Source organism: Persicitalea sp., assembly GCF_041751555.1.
Classification (GTDB): domain Bacteria; phylum Bacteroidota; class Bacteroidia; order Cytophagales; family Spirosomataceae; genus Persicitalea.
The window spans coordinates 1-16,587 of sequence record NZ_JBGSXF010000426.1 but is presented as its reverse complement, the minus strand read 5'-3'; the positions used below and the strand labels follow the sequence as shown (position 1 = coordinate 16,587).

At 53.3% G+C, this 16,587-nt stretch carries 10 protein-coding genes; 7 read left to right on the top strand and 3 right to left on the bottom strand.

Annotated elements, in window-relative coordinates; all coding sequences use genetic code 11:
* The first annotated feature begins 93 nt into the window (after positions 1-93).
* The 3 genes from ACEW8P_RS14940 (at position 94) to ACEW8P_RS14930 (ending at position 4,903) form a co-directional block, all read left to right on the top strand.
* The gene (locus tag ACEW8P_RS14940) at positions 94-1,092 is read left to right on the top strand and encodes a gliding motility protein (RefSeq protein ID WP_373513881.1); all 999 of its coding nucleotides are present in this window, start codon (positions 94-96) and stop codon (positions 1,090-1,092) included.
* A 100-nt stretch (positions 1,093-1,192) separates the two neighbouring features.
* Positions 1,193-3,022 carry an ABC transporter ATP-binding protein gene (locus ACEW8P_RS14935; protein ID WP_373513880.1) on the top strand — a complete coding sequence of 610 codons (1,830 nt, stop codon included), beginning with the start codon at positions 1,193-1,195 and terminating at the stop codon, positions 3,020-3,022.
* An 84-nt stretch (positions 3,023-3,106) separates the two neighbouring features.
* The gene (locus ACEW8P_RS14930; RefSeq protein ID WP_373513879.1) at positions 3,107-4,903 is read left to right on the top strand and encodes a DNA mismatch repair protein MutS; all 1,797 of its coding nucleotides are present in this window, start codon (positions 3,107-3,109) and stop codon (positions 4,901-4,903) included.
* 8 nt (positions 4,904-4,911) lie between these two features.
* Here ACEW8P_RS14930 and ACEW8P_RS14925 read toward each other — a convergent pair whose 3' ends face one another.
* Positions 4,912-5,724: a family 16 glycosylhydrolase gene (locus ACEW8P_RS14925; protein ID WP_373513878.1), complete on the bottom strand. Its 813-nt coding sequence runs from the start codon at positions 5,722-5,724 to the stop codon at positions 4,912-4,914.
* Positions 5,725-5,895: 171 nt separating this feature from the next.
* Between ACEW8P_RS14925 and ACEW8P_RS14920 the strand changes: the two genes are divergently transcribed.
* Positions 5,896-8,022, top strand: coding sequence for a TIM-barrel domain-containing protein (locus ACEW8P_RS14920; RefSeq protein ID WP_373513877.1), 2,127 nt, complete (start codon positions 5,896-5,898; stop codon positions 8,020-8,022).
* A 201-nt stretch (positions 8,023-8,223) separates the two neighbouring features.
* Complete coding sequence (locus ACEW8P_RS14915) at positions 8,224-10,401, top strand: prolyl oligopeptidase family serine peptidase (RefSeq protein ID WP_373513876.1); 2,178 nt, start codon at positions 8,224-8,226, stop codon at positions 10,399-10,401.
* Positions 10,402-10,449: 48 nt separating this feature from the next.
* Here the strand turns inward: ACEW8P_RS14915 and ACEW8P_RS14910 are convergent, their stop codons facing one another.
* Positions 10,450-11,049 carry an O-methyltransferase gene (locus tag ACEW8P_RS14910; RefSeq protein WP_373513875.1) on the bottom strand — a complete coding sequence of 200 codons (600 nt, stop codon included), beginning with the start codon at positions 11,047-11,049 and terminating at the stop codon, positions 10,450-10,452.
* 74 nt (positions 11,050-11,123) lie between these two features.
* On the opposite strand from ACEW8P_RS14910, the gene ACEW8P_RS14905 reads away from it, so the two are divergent.
* On the top strand, positions 11,124-13,829 hold the full coding sequence (locus ACEW8P_RS14905; protein ID WP_373513874.1) for a bifunctional YncE family protein/alkaline phosphatase family protein: 2,706 nt from the start codon (positions 11,124-11,126) through the stop codon (positions 13,827-13,829).
* A gap of 24 nt (positions 13,830-13,853) precedes the next feature.
* Here ACEW8P_RS14905 and ACEW8P_RS14900 read toward each other — a convergent pair whose 3' ends face one another.
* Positions 13,854-14,258, bottom strand: a complete 405-nt coding sequence (locus tag ACEW8P_RS14900; protein WP_373513873.1) for a UPF0158 family protein — start codon at positions 14,256-14,258, stop codon at positions 13,854-13,856.
* A gap of 553 nt (positions 14,259-14,811) precedes the next feature.
* Between ACEW8P_RS14900 and ACEW8P_RS14895 the strand changes: the two genes are divergently transcribed.
* Positions 14,812-16,587, top strand: a 1,776-nt coding sequence (locus ACEW8P_RS14895; protein WP_373513872.1) for a SusC/RagA family TonB-linked outer membrane protein, incomplete at its 3' end; no start/stop codon positions are given.

The following is a 16,587-nucleotide window of genomic DNA, read 5'->3' as shown; positions in this document are numbered from 1 at the left end:
ACTTATCGTTTTGTCATTTTTCTCGGACATAGGGACTGCAACTTTTTAGCTACTTTTGCGTGTTCGACCAACGTGTTCCCCTATTTCGAGTGAATGTACCCCAACCGAATTTTTGTTTTTCTTGGCCTTGCTCTATTCCTGGCGGGCTGCGACTCCCTTACCGACCGCGAACCTGACCTCAGTGATATCCAGGCAGAAGTAAAAATGGAGCCGCTCGAAGATGCGCTGTTTGCCTGTGAGAGCGTAGCGGAAGTAAAATCATTCCTTGATCGTCATCCTTATCTCCAAAAGGTTTATTTTGAGGGGTACGGACAGGATACAGCACTGGCCAGTAGCCTTTACGGGCAGATACGAAATAATGAACTGCGAAGTTTCAAATACCAGGTAGATTCTTTGCTGGGCAATAAGGAAGGCAAGATAAAAGAACCCCTGGAAAAAGCCTTCCGACATCTCAAATACTACTACCCCGATTTCCAACCACCACGGGTAGAAACTATTGTAACGGGCTTCCTGGGTAATGATCTTTACGTATCGGATAGCTTGATTATCATAGGTTTGGAATATTTTGGTGGGCCGAAAGCCACGTATCGTCCGCAGGTATATACCTACCAGTTGCGCCGCTACCAGCCGGAATATCTCGTGCCGTCAATCTTATTCTTTCTGTCGGATCATTACGTTCGGGTCGATCCGCAGGATAGGACGCTGCTGGCTGACATGGTCGGCTATGGCAAGGCATTCGAGTTTGTGAAACATTGCATTCCGCAAACGCCCGACAGCTTGATACTTGGTTTCTCGGAGCGCGACTTATCACGAACATACAACAGCCAAACTCAGTTGTGGGCTTTCGTGGTAGAGAACAAACTGCTCTACGAAAAAGCAGAACAGATTAAACAGAAGTATGTGGGGGAGCGGCCCTTTACACCCGAAATCGGTGAAGAAGTACCGGGTGGCATTGGTCGCTGGCTCGGATGGCGCATCGTTAGTATGTACTTGGCCAACAACCCTGACGTAACTTTGCAAGAACTAATGAACAACCCCGACGCCCGGCAGATTTTGCAACAATCGGGGTACAAGGGTCAGATTGATGAGTGAGGGTGTTTCGGCGTGGGATACGATGGGATATAGACGAGCTTATTTTTCGTTAGGAGTCGCCCCCGCCGTTAGCCCCCGAACTACATAAATATAAAGAGACATGGCTAGAAGTAGATTTGGGCGGAGTGACGACGAAGAGGACGAAAATGCCTCCAAGTCGCCTTTTGCCGTGAAGAAATTGAGTTGGACGGGTTTCAAGAAAACCCTGGAAATTTTCCGTTACACCCTTCCTTATAAGGGACACTTTATCGTCGGCTTCATTTTTCTGATTCTTTCTACGGGTACGTCGCTGGCGTTTCCTAAGTTGGTGGGCAGCATCATTGAAGTGATTGAAGGAAAGTCTTCATACACGATAAACCAAATAACAGGCGTTCTGATCGTTATTTTGGTGTTTCAGGCGATTTTCTCTTATCTGAGAATCTATTTGTTCTCGCGTGTCAGCGAATGGGCTATGGCCGATGTGCGACGCGATGTGTATAGTCGAATCATCACCTTGCCCATTGGCTTTCTGGAGCAGCGGCGCGTGGGCGAGCTAACGAGCCGCATCACATCCGACGTCACGCAGTTGCGGGATGTGCTTTCCTTCACCATCGCTGAATTTTTTCGGCAAATCGCCACACTGGTTGTGGGGGTCACGCTCATTTCGCTCACTTCCTGGAAGCTGACTATGTTCATGCTGGCGACTTTCCCGATCATGGTTTTGGCGGCAATGTTTTTCGGACGGTACATTCGGCGTCTTTCCAAGAAAGCGCAGGACGAACTGGCGGCGGCCAACGTCATCGCCGAAGAGACGCTGCAGTCGGTGCAAGTCGTAAAGGCGTTCACCAATGAACGGCTAGAGGTGAACCGCTACCGTTTGGCGTTGGATCGGGTGGTGGACAACGCGCTCAAAGCGGCCAATTTTCGGGGTGGCTTTGTGTCTTTCATCATTTTTGCGCTCTTCGGCGGCATCGTGGGCGTTATTTGGTACGGTGCCAATCTGGTGCAGGCGGGTGAATTGAGCATCGCTGACCTGTTTACCTTCGTCCTCTACACCACTTTCATTGGCGGTGCCATGGGCGGATTGGGCGATATGTACGCGCAAATCAACAAAACTATTGGCTCGTCCGAGCGGCTGGTGGAGATTCTAGGCGAGACGTCTGAGGTTGATCTTAGCCAGGAAGATAAGCCGATACCACCTGTAGAGGGCAACATTGTGTACGATGACGTGCGCTTCAACTACCCCTCACGATCCGATGTGAAAGTACTAAAAGGCATTTCGTTCGAGGTAGCAGCTGGCGAAAAAATCGCGCTTGTCGGATACAGCGGGGCGGGCAAATCCACTATCGTGCAATTACTCATGCGCTTTTACGATCCACAGGAAGGTAAAATTATGGTAGATGGCGTCGATGTAGCGTCCTATCCGCTCAGTGCATTGCGGAGTATGATGGCCATCGTGCCGCAAGAAGTTATGCTGTTCGGCGGTACAATCGAAGAGAACATCGCCTACGGTCGGCCCGGTGCCCCATCGGATGAAGTGCGGGAAGCAGCCCGGAAGGCCAACGCTCTGCAATTCATTGACTCGTTTCCCGAAGGAATGCAGACGATCGTCGGCGAGCGCGGCGTGAAGCTTTCGGGCGGACAGCGGCAACGCGTAGCCATCGCGCGGGCCATCCTGAAAGACCCCAAAATCCTGATTCTCGACGAGGCTACGAGTTCGCTCGACGCCGAAAGCGAGCAGTTAGTGCAGTCGGCGCTGGACGAATTAATGAAAAATCGCACAACGATAGTCATCGCTCACCGCCTTGCCACCATCCGTAAAGTAGACACGATTTATGTGATCCGGGAAGGGCAGATTGTAGAGTCCGGCTCGCACAATCAGTTGGCTTTGATCGACAACGGACTGTATGCTAATCTGATCAAGTTGCAGTTTGAAACAGCGGAAGTTTAGTTAGCAGGTAGTTCAAAACATTGGCGGGTAGCCAACCACCCCATTTTCTAATAAGGTTTTTCGTTTTTGGGTGAAGTAAATAATATGAACAAAATCCCTTCACCAGCTGAGTACTTTGAGGCGGTGTCTAAGGATGCTGCCGAGAAGGAAGAAGCAGCACAGCAGCTTTTTAACGGCCTGGCCGGGGGCAGACTGTTGACTTTTGTGGCGTTGGTTGTTTCACTGGGCTTATGGAGTAATCAGAATCAGCCGCTTTGGGGGATTCTCGGACTAATAGCTGGCGCCGTTTTCGTCGTCCTTATGGGACGGCAGCAGCGGGCCAAGCGGCGGCGCAACTTTCTGCGCAATCTACAAACTGTCAATACCGACGAACTGGCGCGGCTGGATTTTAGATTCTTGCGGCCCGAAACGGGCGACCAATTTACCGACCCGCTTCATCCCTACGCCACCGACCTCGATGTTTTTGGCAAGCACTCGCTCTACCGTCTCCTCAACCGCAGCCGCACCGACGAGGGGAGTCGCCGCCTGGCGCAATGGCTCACCCGCCCCGCTCCGCTGGACGAAATTCTGATGCGGCAGGAGGCCGTCGAAGAATTCAAACAAGCTGCCGACTGGAGACAAGGCTGGGAAGCTACCGCTCTGCTGCACGAACACGCCTCGCAGCAAGTAGGGGCTTTGCGAACCTGGGCAGGTGAGGTCATGAGCGAGCCGCTGCAAAAATCATTGAACTGGCGGTGGTGGCCCATCGTGACGGTGATCCTGGGCGTATTGGCTGTGACAGGAATCCTGTCCGGCTGGTTTTTTTTGTTAAGTATTCTGTGGCAAGGGTTCATTTTGAAACGCTATAACGCGGGCATTCAAGACCTCACCCACCGAACAACCGATCTCGGCCTGACGCTGGTTGCCTACGCCGACCTGCTGGAACTAGCCAATGATGCTCCTTACCAATCACGTTGGTGGCAGTTGCGACAAAAGCTAACGGCTCAAGCCCCCACGGCCATCCGTTCGGCGGGACAATGGTTCGCCCGGCTGGATTACCGTTTGCACCCAATCTTTATCGCCCTTGTGGGAATTCCCTTTCTGTGGGATTTGCACTGCCTGGCCGCTCTTGAAAAATGGAAAAAGGAACATGGCGAGGAACTGGCCGCTTGGTTGGATGCCCTGGCTGACATTGAAGCGATGAATAGCCTTGCGGGCTTCGCCTTTGCTAACCCGGCCTACCCGCTGCCAAAAGTAGACTGGGAAGAAAATATTCGCATCGAAGCCGTAGAGCTGGGTCATCCGCTTATCCCCGCCGATGCGCGGGTCAGCAACGATTTTTCTCTGATTGGTACGGGTCATACGATGCTGGTGACGGGTTCCAATATGTCGGGTAAAAGTACCTTTCTGCGTACCGTCGGCATCAATCTGGTGCTGGCGCAAACGGGTACCGTCGTCTGCGCCAATAGCCTGGCCTGTGCGCCCGTGCAGGTTTTCAGTAGCATGAGGACGCAGGACTCACTGGTGGAGAATACCTCGTCCTTCTACGCCGAGTTGAAACGGCTGCGGCAACTGCTCGAGCTTTCAGCAACACCCGACCTGGCTCTACCCGTTTTTTACCTGCTAGATGAAATCCTGAAAGGCACTAACTCCGCCGACAGGCATCGGGGCGCTGAAGCCCTCATCCGCCAACTGCATCCGCTCCCCGCCTCCGGCATGGTCTCTACCCACGACCTCGAACTTGGCGAATGGGGTGCGACGCAACCCTACGTCCAGAACTTCCACTTCCGCTCCGACGTACAGGATGGGAAACTTACCTTTGATTATCGCCTACACGAGGGTATTTGTCAGAGTTTCAATGCTAGCGAATTAATGCGGATGATGGGGATAGCTGTGGAGTGAGACAATAATTACTCTTTCTGAAACACCCGCACATAATCCACTTCAAAGCGCGCCGGAAAATCAGTGGACGAAGGGTCGCCCCCGTTGTCGCCGCCGATCGCCATATTCAAAATCAGGTAATGAGGGTCTCGAAAGGGATTCTTCTTGTCGCCTGATGCATTGTAGGTCTCTTCCAAATTTACTTCGTTCAGCAGCTGGTCGTCCACGTAGAGCGCGATGCGCTTCTCGTCCCAGTCCATCCGCCATACATGAAACTTTTCCGACCAGGCAGGATCGGCAAATTCAGAAATTGGCTTTCGGGAATCATCCCATTTAGCTTTGTACCGCTGGCCAGAAGCCCAGGCGGCGTTAGCCAGCAGCATCCCCCGGTAGTACTCCATGATGTCGATCTCTCCGTTCGCGGGCCACTCACCCTCGACACCCAACGTCCAGAAGGCGGGCCACAGGCCGGGGCGCGTGTCGATTCGCGCCCGCATCTCAAAGCGACCGTACAGCCACTGGTGCAGCTTCCGGGTAATCAGACTGGACGAAGTGTAGGTAATATTCGGACGTTTGGTTTTCCAGTTGTCGCTGCCGGGTTGGTAGTTTGGGTTGGGCTTCTGCTCTTTTCGGCCTTCTATAACCAGCAGACCGTCCCGGCAATGGGCATTATCGGGTTGGTACCATTGCAGCTCGTTATTGCGTACGAAGCCCTGTTCGTACTTCCATTTCAGAGGATTGGGTGAACCGTCATCGTTGAACTCATCCGACCATACCAGTTTCCACTGGGCACTGGCCAACGGGGAAATTGTCAGAAAAAGAAGCAGCCAATAAATTTTCATAATGAGGAAAGCTTTGTGTAGCGGAAAGGATATTTCTTAGAAAGGCAGCTTTTCTGCATTCATACCATCTCCTTTGGTAAGAGAGCGATTGCAATAGGGTAGTGTTGGCACAGAAAAGTCGTACACTCCAAATTATCTGATTTTAGAATTAAAACGAGCGCTTGACTTTCGATGAAAAATATTTTCGCCCTAGCCCTATTCTTCCCATTTTCTCTCTTTGCCCAAACCACCACTTTCCAATGGCAGCAAGTAGCCCCCGGCGTATGGAAAGCTACGGTGGGCAAGCCGGAAAAACTTACCCTACTGGGCGTGGCCGAAATCCAGCCACGCGTCGAGGCATTGCAAAAGCTGGGTACTCCGGTTTTTCCCAATGAATTAAAACAAAGTACCCACGAACTCACCGACGGCAAAGCGTACCTGCGTTTCCCGCTACACAAGGACGAGCAACTCTACGGCTTGGGGCTGAACTTCAAGTCCGTGCAGCAGCGCGGTACGATCAAAACCCTGCACGTGGACCATTACGGCGGAAAGGATGACGGCCGCACCCATGCCCCAGTACCTTTCTACGTTTCGGATCGGGGCTATGGGGTACTTATCAACTCGGCCCGATATGTGACGGTGTACGCAGGTTCGGCGGTACGGAAGGATAGTAAAAGTCCACCGGAAGAGATGAACCGCAATACCCAGAAAAACTGGAACGCCCAACCCTACTCCGATGCCGTGGATGAGCTGGTGCCCGCGCCGGGGACGGAAGTTTATGTTTTTGCGGGTAAGAATGCGATGGAAGTCGTGCAGCGGTATAATCTTTATTGCGGCGGGGGTACTCTGCCCCCGAAATGGGGCCTGGGGTTTGTCCACCGCACGCCAACGCTCTTTACCGATCAGCAAGTACTGCAAGAGGTGAAGGATTTTGAGCAGAAAGGCTACCCGCTGAGTATCATTGGCCTGGAACCGGGATGGCAGTCGCATGCATACCCCAACAGCTTCGTGTGGGACAGTACGCGTTACCCGCAGCCCAAGCCTTTTCTGGATAAATTGTTGGCCAAAAACATCCGGGCCAATCTCTGGATCAATCCCTATGTGTCGTCGCATTCGCCGATTTACAAAGACATTCTGCCTTACACCGCTTCGCACACGGTGTGGGTGGGTGTGGTGCCTGATTTTAATCTTAAACCCGCCCGCGAATCATTCAAAAAACACTTTACTGCGCAGGGCGTCGATTTGGGCGTGTCGGGCTACAAAGTGGACGAAACCGACGGCTACGACCGCTGGCTGTGGCCGGATATCGCCAGGTTCCCATCGGGCTACGCCGCCGAGCAGGTGCGACAAACCTACGGGCTGCAGTTCCAGAAAATGACGGTGGAGTGGTTCCGGGCCAGGAACCAGCGTACTTACGGCCTGACGAGGGCCACCAATGCCGGGGCCTCGGCGATGCCCTACGTTATTTATAACGACTATTACAACCACAAGGATTTCATCACGGCCCTCTGCAATAGCAGCTTCATCGGGGTACTTTGGACACCCGAGGCGCGCTCGTCCAAAACCGCCGAAGAGTGGCTGCGGCGGATGCAGGCGGTGTGCTTTTCGCCGATGGCAATGCTCAACGCCTGGGCCAGCGGCATCAAACCCTGGACCTATCCCGAAGTAGCCGAGCAGGTGAAGGAGGTCATGCAGCTACGGATGCAGTTGCTGCCGTACCTCTACACGACCTTTGCACAATACCATTTCGAGGGCAAACCGCCCATTCGGGCCATGAACCTGGTGGAGGGCTTTGCCGACGCGGGGACAGTCGTTGCCGGGAAGTTCGACGCCACCGATAACCCCTACGCTATGGCTGTACGCAAGGATATAAAAGACCAGTTCATGGTCGGCGACTACCTGTTGGTCGCGCCGTTGTTTGCCGAAGAGCCAAAACGACGCGTGATTTTGCCCCAGGGAAAATGGTACGATTTCTACACCGGAAAGTATGTCGGCGGTGGCGAAACCATCGAAGTCGACCATTCCGCCGGGCTGGATAAAATCCCACTTTTCGTGAAGGACGGCGGTATCATCCCCATGATTCCGGCCACTCTGCACTCACCGACCAAAGACGAAGTACTGCCGCTTACGGTGCGTTATTATGGTGCCCAGCCGGGTAGTTTTAACCTCTACGACGACGATGGCGAAACCTTCGACTACGAAAAAGGGAATTTCGGCTGGACGAAGCTGGAAGTCAAAGACGGGAAGGGACAGCAGTTGCCGACGCAGGGGCGGGAGTGGCGGTACGGAAAGGTGAGTTGGGAGTATATGACGCGGTGAGCAAGCATCTCCTGGCGTTCAGCCTGGTGTGAAAATCCGTTTTTTCTTTTCTGGCAGTTTTTAAATTTTGGGTATGAACAGAACACGTTCATGGGATCGATAAGGGAAGGCTGGGAAACCGTTCGCTCAAAAGTGTTTCCAATACTTTTTTCTCCGCGACTAATCGGGTAAATTTATGCCAACCAGTCTATCCCAGCAATCATGACAAAGTTCTTGACCTTAATTACGGCCTTGCTCGTCGGCCTGACCGCCAGCGCCCAAATGCCAGCCAAATCAAGTCTGCCCAAAACGCCCAAACGGCCCGTGACCGACACTTATTTTGGCAAGAAAGTAGTTGATAATTACCGCTGGCTTGAAGACATGAGTAACCCCGAAACCCAAGCCTGGTTTAAAGCTCAGGGCGACTACACCAATGCCATGCTGGCTCAGATTCCTGGCCGGGACAAGCTCATCCAGACGTTTGTGGACTATGATAAGCTACTTTCCGTGCGCTACGGGGAAATCAAAAAACAAGGTAACACCTATTTCTACCGCAAAACCCTGCCCAGTGAAAATGCGGGTAAACTGTACGCACGCGAAGGCAAAAATGGCTCGGAAACCCTGCTCTTCGACCCTACCACCTACGACAAAACCAAAACCTATCTGATGACAGCCTTCACGCCCAGTGATGACGGCAAAAAAATGGCCATCGGTTTGCAGGAAGGCGGGGCGGAACTCTCGACTGTGCGCTTCATGGACATCGCAACCAAAACCTTCAGCCCTGAAAGCCTGACGGCGGTGTTTGGCGGACAGATTGAGTGGTTGCCTGACAACACCAGTATATTGTACCTGCCCAACAACTCGACCGACACCAAAGATCCTAAAGGTAATCTGGACACTAAAATGCGGCTGCACCAACTCGGTGCCGACCCCGGCAGCGACCTCGAAATTCTGTCGCGGGCCAAGTACCCGAACCTCGGCATCCGACCCGACCACTATCCATTCATTTTCCTCTCCGACGACGACAGTCAGCTATACGGCATACTGGGCTCGGTCGATAACCGGGTCGATGCGTTTTTTGCCACGCCAGCTGAGTTGACTAATCCGACTATAGCCTGGAAGCGACTGGCTGCTGCCACGGACAGTGTGTATGGTTTTGTCAAGATAGGCAATCGCCTGTTTTTGCGGAGCGTAAAGGGAGCGCCGAAGGGCAAGATTCTGGTCACGGATGCGCAAAAACCCGATGTAGCTACGGCTACGGTGTTGCTGGCCGAAGGAGCAAAGAACATTACCAGCATGGGCTCGAGCAAAGACTTACTGTTCGTGATCCTCAACGACGGCATCAATGACCAAATCCGGCAGTACGACACCCGCACCAACCAATGGGCCGACGTCCCTATTCCCGGCACCGGCACGATGGGCGTCGTAACCTACGATGCTCCCCGCAGTAACGAGGTGCTGGCATACACCACCTCCTGGAACAATCCCGGCACGGCCTATGATTACGATGCCGATAGCAAAAAAATAGTCGTTAGCGCGTTCGACGTGCAGCCAAACTACCCCGGCGTGGCGGATTTAGTGGTGGAGGAGCTCGAAATTTCGGGCCACGACGGAGTGATAGTGCCGCTCTCCTTAGTCTATAAGAAAGGGCTGAAGCGCGACGGCAGCGCAGTTTGTTTCATGACTGGCTACGGAGCCTACGGATATTCGGCCACGCCTTATTTTAGCCGTCGGAACTTAGCCCTCCTCAACCAGGGCGTAATCCTGGCCGAGACGCATCCCCGTGGAGGTTCTGAAAAAGGGCAAGACTGGTACAGAGCCGGTTTTCAAACCACCAAACCCAATACCTGGAAAGATTTCATATCGAGTGGGGAATACCTCGTCAAAAACGGCTACACCAGCCCGCAGCACCTCATCGGCGAAGGTACATCGGCGGGCGGCATCCTCATTGGCCGCGCCATTACCGAACGACCCGATCTGTTTGCGGCTGCCATCAGCAATGTGAGCGTTTCTAACCCAATCCGGGCAGAAGAAACGCCCAACGGCCCCGTCAACGCGCCGGAGTTCGGCACCGTCAAAGACTCGGTGCAGTGCATGGCGCTCTACGAAATGGATGCATTCCAGCACGTGCAGGACGGCACCAAATATCCCGCCGTGATGTGCATCGGCGGCATGAACGACCCGCGCGTGATTGCCTGGCAGCCGGGCAAGTTTGCCGCCGCCCTGCAAAACGCCACCGCGTCAGGCAAGCCCGTTGTGATGCAGGTCAACTACGACAACGGCCACTTCACCGAAGACAAGGCCGTGACCTTCCGCAACTTTGCCAATATGTACGCCTTCGCCCTCTGGCAGGCGGGCCACCCTGATTTTCAGCCGAAAGGCGTACCCGCAAAAAAGTAGTAGTTGATCCTTGGTTAAGAAATTCAGCCATTGACAGTACTTACCCAATCACCGCTTCACCGCCACGATCACCCCCGTAGCCCAATGCAATTTGGACACGAGTAGATCACCTCTCGATTCCAAGTACTTCACAAAGTTCGCAGCTTTCTCCGCGTGGCCTTCGGGCCAGTTGGGTTGCGGTATCATATCGTCTACGAGGTAGAGGCCACCGGGATTCAGCATCGCCAGCACTTCGTCCAGCAGCAGGTACTTGCCGTGCCAGGTATCGGCAAAGATGTAGTCGAACTTTTGCCCGGCATTGGCTTTTACCCACGCTTCGCCGTCGGCATCTACCAGCGTCAGGCGTTTGTCTTCTCCCAAAAATTCTTCGGCAATCACCAGCAAGGTCGCGTCGTTATCGAACGAAACCAGCGAGGCCTCCGTGTCCATACCATCCAGAATCCAGGCCGTGGCCAGGCCAGTTCCGGTACCTAGTTCCAAGAACTTTCCGCCGGGTTTGGCAGCGGCGAGGGTGCGCAACAGAGCGCAGGTCAGCGGGTCGGAGGGCATGGTGAAGCCACTGGCCTGGGTGGCCGCATCGATTTTTGGGTAAGTGGCAGGGAACGGCTGATTGATTTCTTCGGTCACGGGTTTATTAAATTTGTGCAAAGAACGCCGTTAGGCCCTTCTCTTTCAACCTCGTTCGACTATATTGGCGTCGAATTATGGTAAATCCCCTGCTTATGTCTGCTTCAAAAATCATCCGGTACCTGCTTTTCCCCACGGTAATTCTTACGCTCGGTTCCTGCCGTACCACTCCGCCCGGCTACCAGAACGTAGCCATCGTCAACCCGCGAATTCCTTACGACGACAGCACTCTCAACCGCAACACGCTGCCGCTACTGATGCCCTATAACCGCATCATCGACCCCGCCGGGACGGTGATCCGCTACGGCGATACCGATCTAGAAAACCATACGTTGGATCTGCGGAAAATTCCGGGTAGTTCGCTGCTGGTCGTGGAAGATCGCTACGGTATTGCGGTGATCGACATCGACAAGCAAAAGATTTTGGATCGCTGGTCTTACAAGCAGGAAAAGGAATTCAAGAGCTTGACCAGTACCTATTCGGGCATTCAGGTTTTTCAGAAAAACGACGCGACGCGCTTTTTTTGGAGCGCGGCCAACAAGGGCGACAAGAACTCACTGGTGCTGGAAGCGACCTGGAAGGACGGTAAAATTGGGATCACCAATTCCTTTGCCTACGCCCCCGAAGGCGAGTCGCCCCTGGCCTTGCCCAACGAAGTGGCCATTGCGACCGAGCAGGGCAAAGATTATCTGTACGTCGTGCTGAATGGGAACAATCAACTTATAAAGTTGGACTTAGTTACCAAAAAGCAGGTTTGGAAATCACCGACGGGTGTCGCGCCCTACGGCCTTGTACTGGCGCAAGGGAAAGTATTCGTTAGCAATTGGGCGGGTGCCATGCCTGGGGCAAACGCCACGCGGGAAACGGCAGGCGTCCCTTATGGCGCAGCATTTATCAACCCTAAAACGGGTGCCACCAGCGAAGGAACGGTGGGCGTGTACGATTTGAATGATGGAAAACTAATTAAGGAAATCAGCGTAGGCTTGCATCCAAACGACATCATTGCCAACGCCAGCGGTAAGTTCGTGTATGTCGCCAACGGCAACAGTGACAATGTGTCGGTGATTTCTACGGCGGAATTGGCTGTGCGGGAAACCATTTCCGTCCAGCTATTTCCGGGTGAGCTCGGTTTTTTGGGCGATACACCTAATGCGCTGGCGCTGGACCCCAGTGGAACTACTTTGTACGTTGCCAATGGAATGGACAATGCTTTAGCCGTAGTAAAGTTAGGCGCGAAAGCGTCAGGAGTCGGCGTAGGCGAGAGCCGCGTTGCGGGTTTCATCCCCTCCGAAGCTTACCCGGCGGGCATCGACCTTGACGCAGGAAACCTGTACGTCAGTAATCTGGAAGGAGAAGGTGCCCGGATCAACCAAAAAGATCCCGATCGCGATTTAGATAATACCGAAATTGGCTCATACAACTCGCACCGTCAGCGGGCTACGCTGTCGATTATTCCACTGCCCACCGAAGGGAAACTCACGGCTTTTACCCAACAAGTGAAAGATCAGAACCTCGGCTTCCGGGTCGAGATCGCGCGGCTTTTGCCCCGCCGTAAGGTCGCGCCCGTTCCCGTGCCGGAGCGCATTGGTGAGCCGTCGGTATTTAAGCACGTCGTATACATTATTAAGGAAAACCGCACCTACGATCAGGTTTTCGGAGATATTCCGTCGGGGAAAGGGGATGCCTCGCTGTGCATCTTTGGACAAGAAGTAACGCCTAATCAGCACAAACTGACCACGGACTTCGTGCTGCTGGACAATTACTATGTATCGGGCAAATGCTCCGCCGAGGGACATCAGTGGGCCGACGCCGGCATGGTGAGCGACTACGTAGAAAAGAACGTCCGCTCGTGGTTTCGCAGCTACCCGCACGTGCAGGAAGACGCGTTGGTGTACCATAAAAACGGTTTCCTGTGGGACAACGCCCGTGACCACGGCAAGTCGGTACGCATCTACGGCGAGGCCTGCCAGCCACGCTACGACAAGAGCATTAGCTGGACCGAACATTACGCCAACTACCTGGCGGGTAAGCCTTTTGAGTTTAAAAACACCACTACCATTTCCAGCGTGCTGCCGCTGCTCTCGCAAACCTTCCCTGGCTCGGACGATATGAAAATCCCCGACCAAATCCGTGCGTCGGCCTTTATCGAGGAGCTTGAAGCTTACGAAAGAATGGACGGCGACCAGTTCCCAGAACTCACGATGATGGCCCTCTCGGTGGATCACACTGTGGGTACCCGGCCCGGCTACCCGCGCCCTGAAGCCATGATGGCCGATAACGACTTGGCTCTTGGGCGCATCGTGGAGGCAATCGCGAAGAGTAAGTTTTGGAAAAACACGGTCATTTTCGTCACCGAAGACGATTCGCAGGCGGGTTGGGATCACGTATCGGCTTACCGCACCACGGGGCAGGTCATTAGTCCGTACAGCCGTTTGCAGCGGACGGTTTCCACCAACTACAACCAAACCTCCGTCATCCGCACCATCGAGCAGATTCTGGGCATTCCGCCCATGAACGTTATCGACGCCACAGCCTTGCCGATGTTCGATTGCTTCGTCAGTGAGGCGTCGAGCTACCAGTACGCGGCCTTACCAAACATCATTCCGCTCGACAAAATGAACCCTTCCCTTTCGGAGCTGAACGGCAAGGCTCGGCACTACGCCGAACTATCGCTGCGCCCGGAATTCGACCTGATCGATAGCGGCCACGACGATGTGATGAACCGCATCCTCTGGTTTGCGGCCAAGGGCCGGGAAAAGTACCCGAAGAAATTGGCGGGGAAGGAGGATGACGACGATTGACTTCTGTCTGTCTTCGACTGCAATTTATAACTGCTTCCCAACCCATTCCGTCATTTCCTGATCCCGAAAGGCGAACCATTGTTCGCGATATTCGGAGCCTTCGATCTCATATTTGAAATGGCGGAATGGTTTGGCGCGGCCCAGGACGTCCAGCAAACGGGTTCGGAAGGCTCCTGGGGTTAATTCTTCGGCGAATTCCTCCATCACCTCGAAACTTCGATGGCTGCTCATAGGGTCAATTTCCTGATAGTCGTCAGGGTGCGCATCGATTTCCGTAATTTGTTCCTGCCAATACTCGTCGTCCGTTGCCATGAGCCGATTGGGGTCAGGAAAAGAAATGGCCTTTCCACTTTCACGATGGACGTAGCACTTCATGCCCATTTGTAGTTCTTCGGCGATATGTTTTATCTGTTTATCGGTCAGTTCCATCACTGTGTTTTTTAAGCATAAAAACGAAAAACCCCTCGATTCTCCTGCTCACAATACTAGCCTCATTAAATTTTTCTTTGCATTATTTTCAGCCTCAACGTGTCAGAAACGCCGTTTTTTGCCTTTTGTTGAGATTTTCTTGCAAAATTTTCTTAAAAGGATTTTGTCGTTTAAACGGTTAAGCATACTTTTGGATCACTTTACTAAAACCATACATTTTCACCTCATAGTACCGGATTTGCTTTTAAGCAGTTACTCGCTTTGCGTTGCGTTTTTAAAATAATTTGACCACTCCCGTTGAATATTTACGCCTGACTATTTCAGAATTCTCAAATAACTATTTGAAAATCAGGGTAATTACTAGATTCTGAAACTTAGCAAAGACCTCATCTCTACTTTTTTATAATAATTCCACCAACTACGACCGGACAGAGTATCGCCTTTTGGGCTTTGTCATAAAATGTTTTCACTTCAAATGCTTAATCGTTAAAGCAATTCATAATTTCTTTTCAAATAAATCATAATCAACTATTTCTAAACCCTTTCTTATTACATGAAAAGAAAACTTACTTCTCTTCTCTTCACGCTGCTGCTTCTGGGCCAGGGCCTGGTCTTCGCCCAGGCACCTAGCATCACGGGTAAAGTGACTGACCAGGCGAGCGCTGGCCTGCCGGGCGTGAACGTGCTGGTGAGTGGTACCAACCGTGGCACTACCACCGACGCCAATGGCAACTACACGATTGCCGCCGCTTCCGATGCCTCACTGGTATTCTCCTACATCGGTTACGAAACTCAAACTCTGGCCGTAGGTTCGCGCTCTGTAGTCGATGTGCAGTTGGCCGAAGAATCCAAGAACCTGACCGAAGTGATTGTGACGGCCCTGGGTATCAAGCGCGAGGCCAAAACCCTCGGTTACGCCACGGCCACCGTCGATGCCGACCAGATTTCAACTAACCGCACGCCTAACTTCGTGAGCGGCTTGCAGGGCAAAATGGCGGGCGTGAACATCACTTCAATGGGAACGGGTCCGGCAGGTACGGCCAAAATCCGTATTCGCGGGCAGTCGTCGTTCAGCGGTAACAACTCGCCGCTGATCGTGGTCAACGGGGTGCCGATCGACAACTCCAACTACGCCATCGGTGGCGATTTCGGCAGCCGCTCGTCCAACGCCTCCGATGGCGGCGACGGTCTGAGCAGCATCAACCCCGACGACATCGAGACGATGACCGTATTGAAAGGTGCGACCGCCGCCGCCCTCTACGGCTCCCGCGCCAAGGACGGCGTGGTGATGATCACGACCAAAAACCGGGGTTCGGGTAAGGGCTTCGGCGTGACGTACAACACCAACTACACGACCGACACGCCGCTGGATTTTACTGATTATCAGTACGAATACGGACAAGGCGAAGGCGGCAAGCGACCCACTACCGATAAACCGACTTCGGGCGTTTGGAGCTTTGGCGAGAGGTTCGAGCCGGGCATGACGCAGACGCTGTTCGACAACGAAACCTGGCCCTACGAACCCGTCCGTAACCGCGTGAGCCAATTCTATCGCACGGGTACCAACTTCACCAATACCGTGACGGTATCCAACAACGGCCAGAATGGTGGGTTCAGCCTGTCCCTGGGCAATACCGACAACAAGGGTATCATGCCCAATAACACCTTCAACCGCAAAGTCATCAACCTGGGCTTTACCCAAAATATAACCAGCAAACTGACCGCCACGGGCAACATCAACTACTCGCTGGAAAAGAACATCAACCCGCCGCAGTTGAACACGCAAGACCTGGCGGTTTCGACCGTCATTTTCACGCTGGCCAATTCCATGCCTTTCGAGGCGTTGCAGCAAAATCAGACGCTGGACAACGGCGACGAGTTCGTGTTCTCGCGCTTTCTGGTGCGGAACAATCCCTACTACTCGATGAGTAACAAGTTCGAGAATACGGATCGCAGCCGCTTGTTCGGTAACGTAGCGCTGAAGTACCAGTTTACCGACTGGTTGTATTTGCAGGGTCGTCTCGCGCAGGATTCTTACGTCCGTAACCAGGAGTATAACATTCCCAACGGCTACGCGCCTATTCCCAAAGCGCCCATTGGCTTCGTCAACGGTCAGTTTACGCAGGATGTGCGCCAGAACGTCGAGCGGAACTTGGACTTCATTTTGGGTGCCAATAAAACTTTCGGAGACCTTGGCGTGGACATCACCCTGGGCGGTAACCAGCGCTACGCCCGCAACGACTACAACAGCGTGACGGTGCAGGATTTCATTCAGCCGGGTCTTTACACGGTCATGAACGGACGCATCAAAGATCCGCTGTACCGCCTG